This window comes from Citrobacter sp. RHBSTW-00599 (assembly GCF_013784065.1).
GTDB lineage: Bacteria > Pseudomonadota > Gammaproteobacteria > Enterobacterales > Enterobacteriaceae > Citrobacter > Citrobacter braakii.
Genome location: NZ_CP056717.1, coordinates 5,029,575 through 5,047,153 on the forward strand (window position 1 = coordinate 5,029,575; position 17,579 = coordinate 5,047,153).

Annotated in this window: 16 protein-coding genes; 4 read left to right on the plus strand and 12 right to left on the minus strand. The window is 52.2% G+C overall.

Annotated elements, in window-relative coordinates; all coding sequences use genetic code 11:
• Positions 1-4: 4 nt before the first annotated feature.
• The 10 genes from rffC to trxA form a co-directional block, all read right to left on the minus strand.
• Positions 5-682, minus strand: coding sequence for a dTDP-4-amino-4,6-dideoxy-D-galactose acyltransferase (rffC, locus tag HV243_RS24305; RefSeq protein WP_047358754.1), 678 nt, complete (start codon positions 680-682; stop codon positions 5-7).
• Positions 660-1,541, minus strand: coding sequence for a glucose-1-phosphate thymidylyltransferase RfbA (gene rfbA / locus HV243_RS24310; RefSeq protein ID WP_016155112.1), 882 nt, complete (start codon positions 1,539-1,541; stop codon positions 660-662). Before rfbA ends, rffC begins: the two co-directional genes overlap by 23 nt.
• Positions 1,542-1,569: 28 nt before the next feature.
• Positions 1,570-2,637 carry a dTDP-glucose 4,6-dehydratase gene (gene rffG, locus HV243_RS24315; RefSeq protein WP_046274882.1) on the minus strand — a complete coding sequence of 356 codons (1,068 nt, stop codon included), beginning with the start codon at positions 2,635-2,637 and terminating at the stop codon, positions 1,570-1,572.
• Complete coding sequence (wecC, locus tag HV243_RS24320; protein WP_046274881.1) at positions 2,637-3,899, minus strand: UDP-N-acetyl-D-mannosamine dehydrogenase; 1,263 nt, start codon at positions 3,897-3,899, stop codon at positions 2,637-2,639. Before wecC ends, rffG begins: the two co-directional genes overlap by 1 nt.
• Positions 3,896-5,026 (minus strand): UDP-N-acetylglucosamine 2-epimerase (non-hydrolyzing), encoded by a 1,131-nt coding sequence (gene wecB, locus HV243_RS24325; protein WP_047499573.1) that lies wholly within the window; start codon positions 5,024-5,026, stop codon positions 3,896-3,898. Before wecB ends, wecC begins: the two co-directional genes overlap by 4 nt.
• A gap of 55 nt (positions 5,027-5,081) precedes the next feature.
• A complete protein-coding gene (gene wzzE / locus HV243_RS24330; protein WP_046274879.1) occupies positions 5,082-6,128 on the minus strand; it encodes an ECA polysaccharide chain length modulation protein in 1,047 nt (348 codons plus the stop codon).
• A gap of 12 nt (positions 6,129-6,140) precedes the next feature.
• Positions 6,141-7,244: a UDP-N-acetylglucosamine--undecaprenyl-phosphate N-acetylglucosaminephosphotransferase gene (gene wecA / locus HV243_RS24335; RefSeq protein WP_053389656.1), complete on the minus strand. Its 1,104-nt coding sequence runs from the start codon at positions 7,242-7,244 to the stop codon at positions 6,141-6,143.
• 249 nt (positions 7,245-7,493) lie between these two features.
• Positions 7,494-8,753 carry a transcription termination factor Rho gene (rho, locus tag HV243_RS24340; protein WP_002437993.1) on the minus strand — a complete coding sequence of 420 codons (1,260 nt, stop codon included), beginning with the start codon at positions 8,751-8,753 and terminating at the stop codon, positions 7,494-7,496.
• Positions 8,754-8,840: 87 nt separating this feature from the next.
• A complete protein-coding gene (locus HV243_RS24345) occupies positions 8,841-8,960 on the minus strand; it encodes a rho operon leader peptide (RefSeq protein WP_049259789.1) in 120 nt (39 codons plus the stop codon).
• Positions 8,961-9,090: 130 nt separating this feature from the next.
• On the minus strand, positions 9,091-9,420 hold the full coding sequence (trxA, locus tag HV243_RS24350; protein ID WP_001280776.1) for a thioredoxin TrxA: 330 nt from the start codon (positions 9,418-9,420) through the stop codon (positions 9,091-9,093).
• 143 nt (positions 9,421-9,563) lie between these two features.
• Here trxA and rhlB point away from each other — a divergent pair, with 143 nt between their 5' ends.
• Both rhlB and gppA read left to right on the plus strand, forming a co-directional pair.
• Positions 9,564-10,832, plus strand: a complete 1,269-nt coding sequence (gene rhlB, locus HV243_RS24355) for an ATP-dependent RNA helicase RhlB (RefSeq protein WP_003829013.1) — start codon at positions 9,564-9,566, stop codon at positions 10,830-10,832.
• Between the two features lie 8 nt (positions 10,833-10,840).
• Positions 10,841-12,325, plus strand: coding sequence for a guanosine-5'-triphosphate,3'-diphosphate diphosphatase (gene gppA, locus HV243_RS24360; protein ID WP_181603898.1), 1,485 nt, complete (start codon positions 10,841-10,843; stop codon positions 12,323-12,325).
• Between the two features lie 47 nt (positions 12,326-12,372).
• Here the strand turns inward: gppA and rep are convergent, their stop codons facing one another.
• On the minus strand, positions 12,373-14,394 hold the full coding sequence (rep, locus tag HV243_RS24365) for a DNA helicase Rep (RefSeq protein WP_053389655.1): 2,022 nt from the start codon (positions 14,392-14,394) through the stop codon (positions 12,373-12,375).
• Positions 14,395-14,539: 145 nt separating this feature from the next.
• Here rep and ppiC point away from each other — a divergent pair, with 145 nt between their 5' ends.
• Positions 14,540-14,821 (plus strand): peptidylprolyl isomerase PpiC, encoded by a 282-nt coding sequence (gene ppiC / locus HV243_RS24370; protein WP_016155104.1) that lies wholly within the window; start codon positions 14,540-14,542, stop codon positions 14,819-14,821.
• A 53-nt stretch (positions 14,822-14,874) separates the two neighbouring features.
• Here the strand turns inward: ppiC and ilvC are convergent, their stop codons facing one another.
• A complete protein-coding gene (ilvC, locus tag HV243_RS24375; protein ID WP_047358762.1) occupies positions 14,875-16,350 on the minus strand; it encodes a ketol-acid reductoisomerase in 1,476 nt (491 codons plus the stop codon).
• A gap of 152 nt (positions 16,351-16,502) precedes the next feature.
• Between ilvC and ilvY the strand changes: the two genes are divergently transcribed.
• A complete protein-coding gene (gene ilvY / locus HV243_RS24380; protein WP_016155102.1) occupies positions 16,503-17,405 on the plus strand; it encodes an HTH-type transcriptional activator IlvY in 903 nt (300 codons plus the stop codon).
• The last annotated feature ends 174 nt before the right edge of the window (positions 17,406-17,579 follow it).

The window sequence follows — 17,579 nt, forward strand, 5'->3', positions numbered from 1 at the left end:
CGTGTCACCTGTATAACCAATACGCGGTGCTTTCCACATTCGCACCACTGTGTATATAACGTTTAAGCGCGGCGGTGTTGCCCATTTGGGTCGCCACGCGCAATGTTGTTTTACCGCGGGCCTGTGCCCAACAAAGCGCGGCCTGCATCAGTTCTGCACCCGCACCACGCCCGGCCAGCAGGCCAATTCGCGCCTCGGTCGCATTAAGTTCACGCAGCGAGACATAGCCACGAATCTCACCAGTCGGTTTACGAAAAATGAGGCACTGATGATCAAACGTCCCCAGCACCGCGTTTTCAATCCACTGTGCGTAGAAACGCGCGCTGGCATCTTCGGCATACCACGGGGCGCGAAAACGACTTTGCGCAAATGCCTGTCCTGCCAGATGGCGTAATACCGGGATATCCGTAGGTTGCGCGACCTGCGCACCGGGGTCGCCGCTGGCACACGTCACCGGCAGTACAAAATCGACTTCACCTTCTACCAGTGAGAAACCCAAATGCTGCAGAGCATCTAATTCATGGCTATTTGCGGCAAGTATTTTTGCTTGTACACGCGACCAGGGCAGCAACGCATCCGCAGTTAGAACTGGCGCGCGTTGGTCAAAACGGACAATGGCGCTATTCACGCCAAAGAACGTATTTTCCCAGCTAAGCGGCTCAATACTGGCGCGGACGAGCACGGAGCAGCTCCAGCAGGTATTGACCATAACCCGTTTTGGCCAGTGAACTGGCGGCACGCTTCACGCCTTCGTCATCCAGCCAGCCGTTACGCCAGGCGATTTCTTCCAGACAGGCTATTTTAAAGCCTTGGCGTTTCTCCACCGTCTGCACAAAAGTGCTCGCTTCGATCAAACTGTCATGCGTACCGGTATCCAGCCAGGCAAAGCCACGCCCAAGCAATTCAACCGTCAGATGTCCGTCATCAAGATACATCTGGTTGATAGACGTAATCTCCAGCTCCCCACGCTCAGAAGGTTTCACGCGTTTCGCGTATTCCACCACTTTGCTGTCATAAAAATAGAGCCCTGTCACCGCCCAATTAGATTTCGGCGCTTTCGGCTTCTCTTCCAGAGAGACTGCGCGAAAATTGTCATCAAACTCAACAACACCAAAACGTTCAGGGTCCATGACCTGATAGCCAAACACCGTCGCGCCTTGCGTTCTGGCGGCCACATGACGCAGTTTTGGACTGAATCCTTGACCAAAGAAGATGTTGTCCCCTAACACCAGGCACGATGGTTCACCGTTAAGAAACGTTTCACCGATAATAAAAGCCTGCGCTAATCCATCCGGGCTCGGTTGCTCAGCATAGTGCAGTTCAATGCCGAACTCAGATCCATCGCCCAGCAAACGCTGGAAATAGCCTTTATCTTCCGGAGTGGTGATAATCAGGATTTCGCGAATTCCCGCCAGCATCAGTACCGATAGCGGGTAGTAAATCATCGGCTTATCGTAAATGGGCAATAGTTGCTTCGATACGCCCCGCGTAATGGGATACAGGCGAGTACCTGAGCCACCCGCCAGAATGATACCTTTCATGCGTTGTCTCCTCCGCAAAACCAGGCTGTTAGCCCTTCAGACCTAAACGTTCGCCCTGGTAACTGCCGTCCTGCACGGGTTTCCACCATGCCTGATTATCCAGATACCACTGCACGGTTTTGCGCATTCCACTTTCAAACGTTTCCTGCGGCATCCACCCGAGTTCACGCGCAATTTTTGAAGCGTCAATGGCGTAACGCAAATCATGGCCTGGGCGATCGTCCACAAAAGCGATCAAGTCGCGGTACTGCGCGATGCCCTGCGGTTTATGCGGAGCCAGCTCTTCCAACAGGCTGCAAACCGTTTCGACAACATCCAGGTTTTTACGCTCGTTATGGCCACCAATATTATAGGTTTCCCCAACCGTGCCCGTCGTCGCCACGCAATAGAGCGCCCTGGCGTGATCTTCTACATACAACCAGTCACGGATCTGTTGACCATTGCCATATACCGGCAACGGTTTGCCCGCCAGTGCGTTGAGGATCATCAGCGGAATCAGTTTTTCCGGGAAATGGTACGGACCATAGTTATTGGAACAGTTGGTAATCAGTGTTGGCAGACCGTAGGTACGCAGCCAGGCGCGAACCAGATGATCGCTGCTGGCTTTCGACGCGGAATAAGGGCTGCTCGGCGCATACGGCGTGGTTTCGGTGAAGAAATCATCTGTGGAATGGAGATCGCCATACACCTCGTCAGTCGAGATATGGTGGAAACGAAACGCCAATTTTTCCTCACTGGCTAATGTACTCCAGTAAGCGCGCGCTGCTTCCAACAGCGTGTAGGTTCCCACAATGTTGGTTTCGATAAAGGCGGCCGGACCATCAATTGAACGATCGACATGGCTTTCTGCAGCCAGATGCATCACGCAGTCCGGCTGATATTGTTGAAACACCCTGTCGAGCGATGCCCGATCGCAAATATCCACTTTCTCAAAGGCAAAACGGGAATTCTGCGCAACCGGCTCCAGCGACATCAGGTTTCCGGCGTAGGTCAGCTTATCGACCACAACCACCGCATCCTCGGTATCATGAATGATATGTCGCACAACCGCCGAGCCGATAAATCCCGCTCCACCGGTAACCAGAATTCGTTTCATTAGCGCCAGACCCCTTTGGTATCAACGATGTACTGCTGTTGAACCGCATCGCCTTTGATGCCTTTAAATTCATTATGGTCAACCAACATGACCAACACATCAGCACGTGCCAGAGCATCGTCCAGCGTCGCCAGTTGGCAAATACCATCCAGTTTTTTCGGCAGTTGATGGATGTTCGGTTCCACCACCAGCATTTCGCCTTTGTGCCATTGCGCAATATTCTGCGCAATTCCCATCGCCGGGCTTTCACGCAAATCGTCAATATTGGGTTTGAATGCCAGACCAAAACAGGCAATTTTCACTTCGCTAGCCCGTTTGTTGGTATCCGCCAGACAGTCGGCTACGGCAGCCTTTACCCGATCGACCACCCAATGCGGTTTACCATCGTTTACCTCACGCGCGGTGCGGATCAATTTCGCCTGCTGCGGGTTCTGCGCCACGATAAACCACGGATCGACCGCGATACAGTGTCCACCTACGCCAGGGCCGGGCTGCAAAATATTCACGCGTGGATGGCGGTTTGCCAGCCGAATCAGTTCCCAGACGTTGATCCCCTGATCGGCGCAAATCAGCGACAGTTCGTTGGCGAAGGCGATATTGACATCGCGAAAGCTATTTTCCGTCAGCTTACACATTTCTGCGGTGCGGGCGTTGGTTACCACACATTCGCCTTCGAGAAAGATGTTGTACAGCTCGCTGGCGCGCGCGGAACAGACGGAGGTCATTCCTCCAATCACCCGATCGTTTTTAATCAGTTCGACCATTACCTGACCCGGCAGTACGCGCTCTGGGCAATAAGCAATGTTAACGTCCGCCTGTTCACCGACCTGCTGCGGGAAAGTCAGGTCAGCCCGCATTTCTGCAAGCCATGCGGCCATCTGTTCAGTTGCCCCGACAGGTGAAGTGGATTCCAGAATCACCAATGCGCCTTTTTTCAAAACTGGCGCAATAGATTTCGCCGCGGCTTCTACGTAGACCATATCGGGTTCATGATCTCCCTTAAAGGGGGTAGGCACCGCAATCAGATACGCATCAGCATCTACGGGTGTCGCGCTCGCACGTAAAAAACCATTTTCGACCGCCGTTTTCACCACCGCACCCAGATCGGGCTCAACGATGTGAATTTCGCCGCGATTAATGGTATCCACCGCATGTTGATTTATATCTACGCCAATTACGTGTTTTTGACGGGAAGCAAAGGCAGCCGCCGTTGGCAGTCCGATATAACCCAACCCAATGACAGAAATGGTCGTAAAACTCATAGCGATATCCGATTATTTTTTAATGCATCTAAAATGCGGTCACATGCCAGCCCGTCTCCATACGGATTATGGGCGCGGCTCATGATCTGATATTCATTGTCGTCATGCAGCAAACGCGTGACTTCTTCAACAATCCGCTGTGGGTCTGTACCTACCAGGCGTACAGTCCCTGCGGTAATAGCTTCCGGGCGCTCCGTTGTTTCACGCATCACCAGCACAGGTTTCCCCAGAGACGGCGCTTCTTCCTGAATCCCGCCGGAATCAGTAAGGATCAGCCAGGCGTGATTCATCAGCCATACGAATGGCAGGTAGTCCTGCGGTTCAATCAACACCACGTTTTCAACGTGACCCAGGATGCGATTGACCGGCTCACTGACGTTAGGGTTCAGGTGTACCGGATAGACAATCTGCACATTTTGGTTAGACGCGGCTATTTCCGCCAGGGCGTGACAGATTTGCTCAAAACCGCGACCGAAGCTTTCCCGACGATGACCGGTCACAAGTATCATCTTTTTATCAGAGCTCAGGAAAGGATAATGTTCTGCCAGTTCAGCACGCAATGCATCGCTCGCCAGTACGCGATCCCGAACCCAGATCAACGCGTCAATAACCGTATTACCCGTGACGAAAATACGATCATCAGGGATAGCTTCTCGTAACAGATTTTGGCGCGAGTTTTCTGTTGGGGCAAAATGATACATTGCCAGACGCCCGGTCAGCGTACGATTAGCCTCTTCCGGCCATGGTGAATAGAGATCGCCTGTACGTAAACCAGCCTCTACATGCCCCACCGGGATGCGCTGATAGAACGCGGCCAGACTGGTAGCAATCGTGGTTGTGGTATCACCATGAACCAACACCACATCGGGTTTGAATTCAGCCAAAATAGGCTTTAACCCTTCCAGGATGCGGCAGGTTATTTCTGTTAGTCCCTGACCTGGCTGCATAATATTGAGATCGTAGTCAGGTACAATGGAAAAAAGATTCAACACCTGATCGAGCATCTCCCGATGCTGCGCCGTAACGCAAACTTTCGCCTCAAAATCAGGATCTTTTTCCAGCGCATGAACCAGAGGAGCCATCTTAATGGCCTCCGGTCGCGTACCAAATACAGTCAGTACTTTCACATCGATTCTCTTCGGATTGGCAGTGAGGGCCCAGCCCCTCACTGCAACGGCATTGCTAAATCGTACGGCGACGGGTTAACGCGACACCAGCACCGATCAGAGCCCCAACGATACCCCACATAATCATCAGGAAGGCGCGACGAGGGCTGTCACGTTTTACCGGCTCTTCCGGCGTTCTCAAATAACGATAGGTCTGAAAACGCGGATCTAAAGTTGGTCCAACGTTCAGGGTGTTCAGCATTGCCCTGTTCTGGAAATAGTCCAGATCGAAATCCGGACCAATTGACTGCAGATTCTCGAGTCGCGCCTGCAACATTGGACGTCCGAGTAAGAACAATTCTGAATCCGGCAATTCATCAGCTGGAACATCTGTGGAAGTACGCGAAATATTATGCTGCTCAGCAATTTTAAGCGCTTGTTCAATGCTGTGGACGCGGCGAGAGAAAATGGATTTTGCCACTTCTTCCTGACGTTTGACCTGCGCTTTCATCTGCACAGTGCGTGCGGCCCATGCACCTTTTAACTCATCATTCAGATGACGTGCCGCGCGTTGGCTGGCAAACGCGACGTACTGGCGCAGCAAATTGTTGGCATCAGGAGCCGTCTCGGCAATCAGCTTCACGCTGTCATTGGTATTACGCAGCGTATCGCCAGGCAAAAACTGAATGTTATTGATCAGTTCATCCAGCATCGCCGCATCGGCTTTGCTATTACCGACCATACGCTGCTTATAGTAATCAGTCTGCTGCCAGAATTCTCGGCGTGTATCCCAAGAGGCAAGCTGCATAATGAATTCTTTATAGGCCTCATCCATTACTGACGGTTGGTCCGTGGACGCGAGACTGGCCTTAATATCCAGGTTGCGTAAAAACTGTTGTTGAGAGTAAAAGCCACCCAACATATTGACCGTTGGCCTGTCAGTAATCGCCGTGGCACTCCACTCCTGACGCGCAAAAAACGTATAGGCGAGGGCCGCTATCGCGAAGGCGAGAGCCATACCGACGATCCACACCTTCCCTGACCACAAGGTACGAAACAACCCACGGATATCCAGTTCATTTTCAGCGCTCACGGCATCTTCCCCCGGTAATGGTTGTCTCATCGTACCCTCAATTTATTTGGTTAAGTCTGGTTTACTTTCACGGTTTCTACGCAACTTGCGCTTCAAACGTTTGATAAATCTCGCTACCTTCCAGGCCCGTTTAATACAGATGTCGTACAAGACAAACGCCAGTAAAAAAAACACCAACATCACCCACTCCGGGACAATGCGAGAATATTCAGCCAGCACGCCAATAGATGCCAGAATAGCTGCAGCCAGGGTAATCAGGACAAAAGCCTGTCGGGAGGTAAATCCGGCGCGCATGATTAAATGGTGAATATGTTGGCGATCCGGGGAGAAAGGGCTCATGCCCTTGCGTAAGCGACGATACATAATTGCCACCATATCCATTAACGGAATGGCAATAATCCACAAAGCGGTGACCGGGCTGATAGGATGCGTTGGCCCCTGGGTAGTCTCCAGCAGGATCCAAATCACCGTGAAGCCAATCAGCGTACTGCCCGCATCCCCCATAAAAACTTTATAGCGGCGTCCGAGAATACCCAAATTCAGCAGGATGTAAGGCAGAATGGCGGCGATCATGGCAAAACACCAGATGGCCAGGCTTGTTTGACCATCGAACCACAGGATAAGCCCCATAGCGGCGAATGACACGCTAGATAATCCACCCAACAGACCATCAATCCCATCCACCATATTGAAGGCGTTTATTGCCGCCCAGACGGCAAACAGGGTAAGGAAATATCCAAAAGGACCGAGCACCATCTCCCAAGGGCCGAAAATATAGCCAAGGCTTAGCAGATAGAGTTTACCCACCGTCATCATAATGATGCCGATAAGGGCCTGGATGGTTGCGCGGATTTTTACACTGATATCAAAACGATCGTCCAGGGCACCGATAAACACCAGTACACCAGCACAACCCAGGTAGAGAGTAGCATGCGGGATATAGTAATCGGCGATAAGAAACGTAAAGCAAATGCCTGCGTAAACCGAAATCCCTCCAACCAGCGGAATCAGTCCCTGATGACGTTTGCGGAAGTTGGGTTTATCCACCAATCCAATCTTTTTCGCGACCTTGCGGGCAAAGAAAAGAAACAGCGTTGTGAATAAAAAAATACTGATGAGATCAGTACTTGCTGTCAATAAATTCACTATACATGCTCTCAGAGAATATCAATACACGAAGTATAACCATCCAGCCAATTATTCAGAAGAGAAACCCGACTCAATATCAGCTCCATATCAGGTGGTTCTATATGATTAGCAACCACAAAATACGAATTTCAACCCTTCTTCGCCATGCGGTATGTCATACCGTATTATCGTTATTGTGTCGTTAAGATTACAGCCACAAAAGCAAAACGCCACGTAAAAACGTGGCGTTTTCGGATGAGACCTGAATTACGAACGCTTCATCATATCGAAGAAGTCGTCGTTAGTCTTGGTCATCGCCAGCTTGTTAATGAGGAATTCCATGGCATCAATTTCACCCATCGGATGGATGATTTTGCGCAGGATCCACATTTTCTGCAGCTCTTCCTGAGTGGTGAGCAGCTCTTCTTTACGGGTACCGGAACGGTTGTAGTCGATAGCCGGGAAGACGCGTTTTTCAGCAATCTTACGAGAGAGATGCAGTTCCATGTTGCCGGTACCTTTAAACTCTTCGTAGATAACTTCATCCATTTTAGAGCCGGTATCGATCAGCGCAGTCGCGATGATGGTCAGGCTACCGCCCTCTTCCACGTTACGCGCCGCACCGAAGAAACGCTTCGGACGATGCAAGGCGTTGGCATCAACACCACCGGTCAGAACTTTACCGGAAGCCGGAACCACGGTGTTGTAAGCACGCGCCAGACGGGTGATGGAATCGAGCAGAATGATAACGTCTTTCTTGTGTTCAACCAGACGTTTCGCCTTCTCGATAACCATTTCCGCAACCTGAACGTGGCGGGAGGCTGGTTCGTCAAAGGTAGACGCAACCACTTCACCTTTCACCAGACGCTGCATCTCGGTAACTTCTTCCGGACGTTCGTCAATCAGCAGCACCATCAGTACGCAGTCCGGATGGTTGTAAGCAATGCTCTGCGCGATGTTCTGCAGCAGCATGGTTTTACCTGCTTTCGGCGGAGCAACAATCAGACCACGTTGGCCACGACCGATCGGTGATGCCAAATCCAGTACACGCGCCGTTAAGTCTTCAGTAGAACCGTTACCACGTTCCATACGCAGACGAGAGTTTGCGTGCAGCGGAGTTAAGTTCTCAAAGAGGATTTTGTTACGGGCATTTTCTGGTTTGTCGTAGTTAACTTCGTTAACTTTCAACAGCGCAAAGTAGCGTTCACCTTCTTTCGGCGGGCGAATCTTACCAGAGATGGTATCACCAGTGCGGAGGTTGAAACGGCGGATTTGGCTGGGAGAAACGTAGATGTCATCAGGACCGGCGAGGTAGGAGCTGTCTGCAGAGCGGAGGAAACCAAATCCATCCTGCAATATCTCCAGCACACCGTCACCAAAGATATCTTCGCCACTCTTTGCGTGCTGCTTCAGGATGGCAAAAATAATGTCCTGCTTGCGCATACGAGCCAGGTTTTCAAGGCCCATATTTTCGCCGAGAGTGATCAGCTCAGAAACCGGCGTATTCTTTAATTCGGTAAGATTCATAATGGTGTGAGTTCTTAAACTTGGGGTAAATCTCGAACTTAATGTTGTGAATGGTATGGCAGGGTCATCCATGCCTGTTTACGGCCATCAACTCATGTCTGTTCGCTGTCTGGTCACAGGAAAGTACGCAGAACTGAAACGACAAGACGGATTGAGTGACAAGCCAGGAATCTGTCCACTTCTCGCGCGAGAAACAACGGGAAGTATTGGATATAACTAGATTCAAACTTAATAAGGTATGTTTAATACGAAGTCAACACTAACTTAGCACGACTCAAGTCGGGCGTCCAGTCATCCGAATCATTTCGAAGTATGGTCGCCCGATCATGAGACTTCCTTACGCTAAATTAGCGTCGAGGAATTCTTTCAACTGACCTTTGGATAGTGCGCCGACTTTAGTCGCCGCAACTTCGCCGTTTTTAAACAGCAGCAGGGTCGGGATGCCACGGATACCATACTTCGGCGCGGTGCCTGGGTTTTGGTCAATGTTCAGTTTAGCAACCGTCAATTTGCCCTGATATTCGTCAGCGATTTCATCCAGAATTGGAGCGATCATTTTGCACGGACCGCACCACTCTGCCCAGAAATCAACGAGGATAGCTCCGTCCGCTTTGAGTACATCCGTGTCAAAACTGTCGTCAGTCAGGTGAATAATTTTATCGCTCATATTAACTCCACAGGAATAAGCCTGGTGCGTTGGTGTACTCTTAATCAACGACGTGTTGATGTAGCATTAACCAACTAAAGGTTGACTTTATTTCACCGGATACGCTTTCGTAAAGCAATAGTAAGCTGATATTCTACCACACTATGAGCAAAACACATTTAACAGAACAGAAGTTTTCCGACTTCGCCCTGCACCCAAAGGTGATAGAAGCCCTTGAAAATAAAGGCTTTCATAACTGCACGCCCATTCAGGCCCTCGCGCTGCCGCTAACGCTGGCAGGTCGTGATGTTGCAGGGCAGGCGCAAACCGGTACCGGAAAAACGATGGCGTTCCTGACGTCAACGTTTCATTATCTTCTCTCTCATCCCGCGATTGCCGATCGCAAGGTGAACCAACCGCGTGCGTTAATTATGGCGCCAACGCGTGAGTTAGCCGTGCAGATCCATGCTGACGCCGAGCCGCTGGCACAGACCACCGGTTTGAAATTAGGCCTGGCTTATGGCGGCGACGGTTACGACAAACAGCTGAAAGTGCTGGAAAGCGGCGTCGATATTCTTATCGGCACGACCGGTCGTCTCATCGACTATGCAAAACAGAACCACATTAACCTGGGCGCGATTCAGGTCGTGGTGCTGGATGAAGCCGATCGTATGTACGATCTGGGCTTTATCAAAGATATCCGTTGGCTGTTCCGTCGTATGCCGCCAACCACCCAACGTCTGAACATGCTGTTTTCTGCAACCCTCTCTTACCGCGTTCGCGAACTGGCGTTCGAACAGATGAATAACGCCGAGTACGTTGAAGTCGAACCAGAACAGAAGACAGGTCACCGTATTAAAGAAGAGCTCTTCTATCCTTCCAACGAAGAGAAAATGCGTTTACTGCAAACGCTGATTGAAGAAGAGTGGCCAGATCGCGCCATCGTCTTTGCTAACACCAAGCATCGTTGTGAAGATATCTGGGGTAGCCTTGCCGCTGACGGTCATCGCGTCGGTCTGTTGACCGGTGACGTGGCGCAGAAAAAACGTCTGCGTATCCTTGATGAGTTCACCCGTGGCGATCTCGACATTCTCGTTGCGACGGATGTCGCCGCGCGTGGTCTGCATATCCCAGCCGTAACGCACGTATTTAACTATGACCTGCCGGATGACTGTGAAGATTACGTTCACCGTATCGGTCGTACCGGTCGCGCCGGAGCAAGCGGTCACTCTATCAGCCTGGCCTGTGAAGAATACGCGCTGAATTTACCAGCAATCGAGACCTATATCGGTCACTCGATCCCGGTCAGCAAGTACAACCCGGATGCGCTGATGACCGATCTGCCGAAGCCGTTACGCTTAACGCGTCCGCGCACAGGCAATGGCCCACGCCGTACCGGTGGTGCTCCGCGTAATCGTCGTCGTTCAGGTTAACGTTAGATATGCTCACAACCACTTCGCTGTACGCCGCAATTGATTTAGGCTCGAATAGTTTTCATATGCTGGTTGTACGCGAGGTGGCGGGAAGCATTCAGACGCTCACGCGTATTAAACGCAAGGTGCGTCTGGCCGCTGGCCTCAACAGCGACAACGTTCTTTCCGCTGAAGCTATGGAGCGCGGCTGGCAATGCCTGCGCCTGTTTGCTGAACGCCTGCAGGATATCCCTCAGCCGCAAATCCGCGTGGTCGCCACGGCAACATTACGCATCGCGGTAAACGCCGATGAGGTTATCGCCAAAGCGCAAGAGATCCTCGGCTGCCCTGTCCAGGTCATCAGCGGTGAAGAAGAAGCGCGGCTGATTTATCAAGGTGTTGCCCACACCACCGGCGGCGCCGATCAGCGTCTGGTCGTTGATATTGGCGGTGCCAGCACTGAACTGGTTACCGGCTCCGGCGCGCAAACCACCTCTCTGTTCAGCCTGTCAATGGGCTGCGTCACCTGGCTCGAAAGGTATTTCACCAATCGTAATCTGGCACAGGAAAACTTTGACGAAGCAGAGAAAGCGGCTCGCGAAGTTCTGCGCCCGGTCGCCGACAAACTGCGTTTTCATGGCTGGAAAGTTTGCGTTGGTGCCTCTGGCACCGTCCAGGCGTTACAGGAAATCATGATGGCGCAAGGCATGGATGAGCGCATTACGTTGGCCAAGCTTCAGCAGCTTAAACAGCGCGCCATTCATTGTGGTCGTCTGGAAGAGCTGGAAATAGAAGGGTTAACGCTGGAACGCGCACTGGTTTTTCCCAGCGGACTGGCCATTCTGATCGCCATTTTCACCGAACTGAATATTCAATGCATGACTCTGGCCGGCGGCGCACTACGCGAAGGTCTGGTCTACGGCATGCTGCACTTGCCGGTTGATCAGGACATTCGCAGCCGTACGCTGCGTAATATTCAGCGTCGATTTATGGTCGACACCGATCAGGCGAATCGCGTCACGCAATTGGCTGTACATTTACTCGAACAGGTGAAAGATGAGTGGCATCTTGAAGCCATTAGTCGTGAACTGCTGCAAAGTGCCTGTCAGTTGCATGAAATAGGACTGAGCGTAGAGTATAAGCAGGCGCCACTGCATGCCGCCTGGCTGGTACGTAATCTCGATCTCCCGGGCTTTACTCCCGCGCAGAAGAAACTGTTAGCCACGCTGTTGCTCAACCAAACTAATCCGGTCGATCTCTCTTCACTCCACCAGCAAAACGCTGTGCCACCACGCATCGCGGAGCACCTTTGCCGTTTGCTACGCCTGGCGATCATTTTCGCCGCTCGCCGTCGCGACGATTTAGTGCCACATATCACCCTGCAAGCTCAGGATGAGAATCTGACGTTAACGCTACCGGAAGGCTGGCTGGAACATCATCCATTAGGTACAGAGTTAATCGATCAGGAAATACAGTGGCAAAGTTATGTCCACTGGCCGCTGGAAGTGCATTAGATGCTGGCTGCCGGATAGCGCTTACGCTTATCCGGCCTACAAAATACCTATTTCTCTTTGGCTTTCGCCATCATTGCCCGAATGTTAGCAATGCTGGCCTGCCCTTTTTGCATCCGCTCCTCGGCACTCACCACTTTACGCTCCTGTTCCCAGATAACGTCATCTTGTGGTAGTTCCAACAGGAAACGGCTCGGTTCAGGTCGTACCAGTTCACCGTACTGACGGCGCTCTTTACACAGCGTGAAGATAAGTTCTTTCTGCGCACGTGTAATCCCGACGTAAGCCAGACGACGCTCTTCGTCGATGTTATCTTCATCGATGCTGCTCTGGTGCGGCAAAAATCCTTCTTCCATTCCCACCATAAATACGTACGGGAACTCCAGTCCTTTTGAAGCATGCAGCGTCATCAACTGCACCTGATCCAACTCATCTTCGCTCTCTCCGCGCTCCATCATGTCGCGCAGGGTAAAGCGGGTAACGACCTGAGTCAGGGTCATTGGCTCTTCCAGCTCACTACCTTCCAGCATCTCCGTCATCCAGCTGAACAGCGTGTTGACGTTTTTCATACGCATTTCGGCCGCTTTCGGGCTCGGCGAGGTTTCATACAGCCAGGATTCGTAATCAATGCCGTGGATCAGATCGCGTACGGCGGCAACCGGCTCGCGCTCCGCCAGACGTTGAATTTCACCCAGCCAGTGCGTAAAGCGGGTCAGAGAATCATATCCGCGCCCGGTTAGCGTCTGGCTAAGTCCCATATCAAAGCTGGCGGTAAACAGGCTTTTATTACGCGTCATCGCCCATTCCCCCAACTTTTGCAGCGTGGCCGGACCGATTTCACGCTTTGGCGTATTTACGATGCGCAAAAATGCACTGTCATCATCCGGGTTGCTGAGCACGCGCAGATAGGCCAGCAGATCTTTAATCTCCGGACGTGAGAAGAACGACGTCCCGCCGGAAATTTTGTACGGGATGCGGTTCTGCATCAGAAACTTTTCGAACACTCGCGACTGATAATTACCGCGATACAGGATGGCGTAGTCTTTATACTGCGTCTTGTTCACAAAGTGATGGGCAATCAGTTCCCCGGTCACGCGTTCTGCTTCGTGCTCTTCATTATTCGCACTCAACACCTTCAGCTCAGCGCCGTAGCCCAGCTCAGAAAAGAGCCGTTTTTCAAAGACGTGTGGGTTGTTAGCAATAAGGATGTTCGCCGCCTTCAGGATACGCCCTGATGAGCGATAGTTTTGCTCCAGCTTCACCACCTGCAGCGCCGGAAAATCTTTGCTTAACAGTACCAGGTTCTGCGGACGTGCACCGCGCCAGGAGTAGATCGATTGATCGTCATCACCCACGACGGTAAAGCGCGCGCGTTTCCCCACCAGCAACTTCACCAACTCGTACTGGCTGGTGTTGGTATCCTGATATTCATCCACCAGCAGGTAGCGGATTCGGTTTTGCCAACGCTCACGTACTTCTTCATTGCGCTGCAACAGCAGCGTGGGGAGCAGGATCAGATCGTCAAAATCGAGGACGTTACACGCCTTCATATGCGCGTCATACAGACCATAGCAGTGGGCAAAAATACGATCGCGTTCACCCTTTGCACTGGCTGCCGCCTGCGCTGGGGTCATCAGATCGTTTTTCCAGTTGGAGATCGTTGAAATCAACTGTTGAAGGATAAGTTTATCGTCTTCAATTAGCCCTTCGGTCAATTCCTTAAGCAGGGCCACCTGGTCAGTATCATCAAACAACGAGAAGTTCGACTTCATCCCCAGCGCGGCGTATTCACGCTTAATGACATCCAGTCCCAGAGTGTGGAAAGTAGAGATCATCAACCCGCGCGCTTCTTTACGACCCAACGTTTGCGCCACACGTTCTTTCATCTCGCGCGCAGCCTTATTGGTAAAGGTTACTGCCGCAATATGCCGTGCCTGATAGCCACATTCACGGATCAGATGTGCGATTTTGTTAGTGATAACACGCGTCTTACCGGAACCCGCTCCCGCCAGCACCAGGCAAGGTCCGGTGACGAATTCGACGGCTTGTTGTTGTCCGGGGTTCAAACGCATAGAGGATTGCTCAATCTGTAAACACGGGGATGTGGATTGTAGCAGAAAGTGACGCCAGGGGGATCGGTCATAGCCCATCGCCGAAGACCACGGATTACATGCTACTATTGCGCCCTGATTTATCACTCAACTCAGAGCGCAAACCATGGCAAAAACAGCATCAGCAGTGCATATCCTTGTTAAAGAAGAGAAACTGGCTCTCGATCTTCTGGAACAAATCAAAAATGGCGCCGATTTTGGTAAACTGGCGAAGAAACACTCTATCTGCCCGTCGGGCAAACGCGGCGGCGATTTAGGCGAATTCCGCCAGGGCCAGATGGTTCCGGCGTTTGATAAAGTGGTGTTCTCCTGCCCGGTGCTGGAGCCAACCGGCCCACTGCACACTCAGTTCGGTTATCACATCATTAAAGTGCTGTACCGTAACTAATAGAAAGCCCGGTGTGTTAAAACACCGGGCTTTTTTTGCCGAAAGGCGGCCTCTTAGCCAGCTACAGCAATACGTTTCATATCAGTCATATAGCCACGCAGTTTCTGGCCCACTTTCTCGATAGCATGGCCGCGAATAGCATCGTTCACGTCGCGCAGCTGCGCGTTGTCTACCGCACCTTCGGCAATCGCTTTGCCCAGATCTCCGGTTTGCAGGGTGGCCATGAACTCTTTCAGCAGCGGTACGCACGCGTAAGAGAACAGGTAGTTACCGTATTCTGCGGTATCGGAAATGACAACGTTCATTTCGTACAAGCGCTTACGGGCGATGGTGTTCGCGATCAGCGGCAGTTCGTGCAGTGATTCGTAGTAAGCAGACTCTTCGATGATGCCGGAATCCACCATGGTTTCAAACGCCAGCTCAACGCCAGCTTTCACCATTGCGATCATCAGCACGCCTTTATCGAAGTACTCCTGCTCGCCAATTTTTCCTTCAAACTGCGGCGCGGTTTCGAACGCGGTTTTGCCGGTCTCTTCACGCCAGGTCAGCAGTTTCTTATCGTCGTTGGCCCAGTCAGCCATCATGCCTGAAGAGAATTCGCCGGAGATGATGTCATCCATGTGTTTCTGGAACAATGGCGCCATGATCTCTTTCAGCTGTTCGGACAGCGCATAAGCACGCAGTTTCGCTGGGTTAGACAGACGATCCATCATCAGGGTGATACCGCCCTGCTTCAGCGCTTCGGTGATGGTTTCCCAGCCGAACTGAATCAGTTTTTCGGCGTAAGCCGGGTCAGTACCTTCTTCCACCAGCTTGTCGAAGCACAGCAGAGAGCCTGCCTGCAGCATACCGCACAGAATTGTCTGCTCGCCCATCAGGTCAGATTTCACTTCCGCAACGAAGGACGATTCCAGCACGCCTGCACGGTGACCGCCAGTGGCCGCAGCCCATGCTTTGGCAATCGCCATGCCTTCGCCTTTCGGATCGTTTTCCGGGTGAACGGCGATCAGGGTTGGAACACCAAAACCACGTTTGTACTCTTCACGCACTTCGGTACCCGGACACTTCGGCGCAACCATCACCACAGTGATATCTTTACGGATCTGCTCGCCCACTTCGACGATGTTGAAACCGTGGGAGTAGCCCAGCGCCGCGCCATCTTTCATCAGCGGCTGTACGGAACGTACAACGTCGGAGTGCTGTTTGTCCGGGGTCAGGTTAACCACCAGATCTGCCTGCGGGATCAGCTCTTCGTAGGTACCTACTTTGAAGCCATTTTCGGTCGCTTTGCGCCAGGAAGCGCGCTTCTCAGCAATCGCTTCTTTACGCAGGGCGTAGGAGATATCCAGACCGGAGTCGCGCATGTTCAGGCCTTGGTTAAGCCCCTGAGCACCGCACCCGACGATGACCACTTTTTTACCCTGAAGGTAGCTTGCGCCATCGGCGAATTCGTCGCGACCCATAAAGCGACATTTGCCCAGCTGCGCCAGCTGCTGGCGCAGGTTCAGTGTATTAAAGTAGTTAGCCATGGTGATACCTCGTGATGTTGTACTGTCTTATTGTTCGGTTCGCGTTTCAGCGAGAATGAACCCACATTACAACAGGAAAATTATTGCGGAAATTGATATATTCACAACATCACATTGCAATATCTGCAACGTAGAAAATCGGAGGCTCGTCCGTGGATTTACGCGATCTGAAAATGTTCCTGCATCTGGCGGAAAGCCGCCACTTTGGCCGCAGTGCGCGGGCGATGCACGTCAGCCCCTCCACACTCTCACGCCAGATCCAACGGCTGGAAGAAGATCTCGGCCAGGCGCTGTTTGTGCGCGATAACCGTACGGTCACGCTGACCGAAGCAGGCGAAGAGCTGCGAGTGTTTGCCCAGCAGACGCTGTTGCAGTATCAACAATTGCGCCACACCCTCGATCAGCAGGGACCGTCGTTGTCGGGCGAGCTGCATATCTTCTGCTCGGTTACCGCCGCCTACAGCCACCTGCCGCCAATTCTCGACCGCTTTCGCGCCGAGCACCCCTCGGTTGAAATTAAGCTCACCACCGGCGATGCCGCTGATGCGATGGACAAAGTGGTCACCGGAGAGGCCGATCTGGCAATAGCGGGTAAGCCAGAGACGCTGCCCGGTGCTGTGGCATTCTCGATGCTGGAGAATTTAACGGTAGTGTTGATCGCACCAGCATTGCCTTGCCCGGTACGGAATCAGGTTTCGGTCGATAAGCCGGACTGGTCGACGGTGCCGTTTATCATGGCCGACCAGGGGCCGGTACGCCGCCGCATCGAACTGTGGTTCCGCCGTCACAAAATCAGCAACCCATCGATTTACGCCACGGTCGGGGGGCACGAAGCGATGGTCTCGATGGTGGCGCTGGGCTGCGGTGTGGCGCTGCTGCCGGAAGTGGTGCTGGAAAACAGCCCGGAGCCGGTACGGAATCGCGTGATGATTTTAGAACGCAGCGACGAAAAAACGCCGTTCGAGCTGGGCGTCTGCGCACCGAAAAAACGGCTGCATGAGCCGCTGATCGACGCGTTCTGGAAGATTGTTCTGGAGCGTAAATCCGCCGAGTAGCGCCAGCGTCAGGCCTAAAATCAGTGGTAGATTCAGTATTGGCGCTCCTTTTCTGTATAATGTCCCGTGCCATAATAGATGTGGGGGGCTTGTTAACCATCACGTTTAGCAAGCCAGAACAGACGGTGTCATTGCGCACTTGACAGCGAAAATACAAACTTAATTAGCCATCAT